The 2,234-nt window shown below is 61.2% G+C and carries 4 protein-coding genes; all 4 read right to left on the minus strand.

The window, feature by feature from the left end:
* The coding region (tnpC, locus tag OC184_RS19955; protein ID WP_407674417.1) for an IS66 family transposase at window positions 1–937 on the minus strand (937 nt) is incomplete at its 3' end.
* A gap of 193 nt (window positions 938–1,130) precedes the next feature.
* Window positions 1,131–1,415: an IS66 family insertion sequence element accessory protein TnpB gene (tnpB, locus tag OC184_RS19960; protein WP_322630235.1), complete on the minus strand. Its 285-nt coding sequence runs from the start codon at window positions 1,413–1,415 to the stop codon at window positions 1,131–1,133.
* Window positions 1,416–1,476: 61 nt separating this feature from the next.
* Entirely contained in the window at window positions 1,477–1,887 is a 411-nt protein-coding gene (gene tnpA, locus OC184_RS19965) for an IS66-like element accessory protein TnpA (protein ID WP_265508926.1), read from the minus strand.
* Window positions 1,888–1,992: 105 nt separating this feature from the next.
* The coding region (locus OC184_RS19970) for a hypothetical protein (protein ID WP_265508927.1) at window positions 1,993–2,234 on the minus strand (242 nt) is incomplete at its 5' end.

Raw genomic sequence — 2,234 nt, forward strand, 5'->3', positions numbered from 1 at the left:
CAGCCAATTCGAAGAATTTGCGCCGGGCATGGCTCCAGCAGAGCGCGCTGCGCACCGGGCCTGGGCTGCGATCCGCCAGATACAGGTCATTGTAGCCGCCATAGACGTCGGATTGCAGGATGCCATGCCATCCGGCGAGATGCTTGTTCGGGTGGATCATCTGACGGTCAGGCGAGAACTTGAAGAACGCAGCCGGCGGCGCGCCCCCGTTGAAGGGGCGGTCATCGCGCACATAGGTCCACAGCCGCGCTGTCCTGGTGCCCCCGCGCGCCAGAAGCGGCACTGTTGTGTCATCGCCATGCACGCGGGTGCCTTCCAGCACATGCCGCTCGATCAGCGCATGGATCGGAGCAAGGGCCACACAGGCATGGCCGATCAGATCAGCCAAGGTGGAGAGGCTGAGATCCACACCCTCGCGGGCAAAGCGCTCCGCTTGCCGGTTCAACGGCTGGTGCTGCCCGTATTTCTCGAACGCCACCATCGCGATCAGTTGCGGCCCCAGCCCAGCCTCGGGGAATGGCATGGAATGGCGCCGGGGCTGGCTGATCTTCTCACAAGACCGGCAGGTGAACTTCTCTAGCACCGTCTGGATTACCTTCCACTGGCGCGGGATGACCTCTAGCGTCTCCGTGACATCCTCGCCCATCTTCACGATGCGATCCGAACCACAGCAGGTGCAGTTGGTCGGGGCCTCGACCACCACACGCTCACGCGGCAGATGCTCGGAGAAAGATTTGCGCATGTGCTTGCGCCGCGTGAAGGCGCGAACGGTGCTCGTCTCGTCTTGCGCGGCTGCTTGTTCCGCCGCCAGCGCATCCTCCGTGGCGGCGGCTTCCAATTCCTCAAGTTGCAATTCCAACTGATCGATCAGCCGCGCGCGGCGCTCGGAGGAGATGCCATACTTGTCGCGGCGCAGCTTGGCGATCTCCAGCTTCAACTCTTGATCATCGCTTCCGTGCAGGATGTCAGGGCGCGTGCCTGCGCCAGGTCGCGTTCAGCGGCCTGCGCACGAGCTGTTTGCGCAGCCAATTCAGCGCGCAATCTGGCGATCTCAAAAGCAGCATCTGACATGGCAGAGAACTACCACAAACCGCCCCGAGGGCCAACAAAAACAAGGCCGTCAGGCCAGATTATCCCGCCTTTTCAGAACGTTGCGTCCATCGCGGATTGCGCCAGTCAATTCCTTCCAGGAGATAGCCCAACTGTGCGGCTGAGATCTGCACCGAGGTGCCACCCTGGCTCACGGGCCAGATAAACTTCCCCGCCTCCAACCGCTTCATATAAAGCGACATGCCGACACCGTCATGCCAGAGCAGTTTCACAAGATCGCCCTTGCGCCCCCGAAAGCAGAAGATCTCCCCGGCATGTGGATCGCGTCCCAACCCTTCCTGAACCTGTAGCGCCAGTGTGTTCATACCCGCCGCATGTCCGTCATGCCGCCAGCGATCCAGACTTTCACGCCCGCCGGAAACGCGATCATTGCCCGTCCACAACTGAGAGAAGCCGGGCGAGTGCTTCCGAACTCACCTCGCCGGGCACCATAAGCCGACGCCCGTTCGGCAGCGCAATCTCAACCTGCCAGTCACGCCGGGCTGGATAGGGGCCCAACCGATCAATCGGCGCGGTCGGAGCCTCTTTCACAATGGACACCGGTGCAAAAGACACCGGGCGGGAACCTTCAAGAGCGCCGTTCCGATACTGCCGACGCCAAGTCGTCAGCAATGAGCGGCACATGCCATGGCGCCGTGCCGTAGCAGCCACTTGCCGGTGCCCGACGAAGCTCTCCTCGACGATCCTGAGCTTGTCCTCATCCGACCAATGCCGACGGCGAACGCCGTCGGCTGCGGAGAGAACTTCGATGTGCGGGTGGGAGATAAAGCCGGACATAAGGTCGGACTTATCATCGGATCGTATCTGTAGTCAGACGGTCGCTGCCGGAGCCTTACGTTCGAAGGGCCTTATAACTTCCATTCTGGGGTTGATATTGCAGATCTATGTCGCGTTGGGCAAAGCGTTGGCCGCGATGCGCGAAGATTCTTCGCATCGCGGATCCCTGACCAGCCCAAGTCTTGCCGATCGAGATCTTCCAGCGCAGTCGAGACTGATCGCTGACCCAGGGAAGCTTGGATCATCGGGGTGCTGCACATGCGTGATGCACAGCATCGTCGTCATGCGGACGGACTCGTTGTTGAGAACTGATTTCGTACGCTTGGTGAGGGCGGTGTAGTTCACGC

The organism is Paracoccus rhizosphaerae (genome assembly GCF_026162645.1).
Taxonomy (GTDB): Bacteria; Pseudomonadota; Alphaproteobacteria; order Rhodobacterales; family Rhodobacteraceae; genus Paracoccus; species Paracoccus rhizosphaerae.

Coding starts and splice junctions, on each gene's coding strand:
- tnpB (WP_322630235.1), bottom strand. CDS start 1,415: ATGAACACACTGGCGCTACAGGTTCAGGAAGGGTTGGGACGCGATCCA.
- tnpA (WP_265508926.1), bottom strand. CDS start 1,887: ATGTCCGGCTTTATCTCCCACCCGCACATCGAAGTTCTCTCCGCAGCC.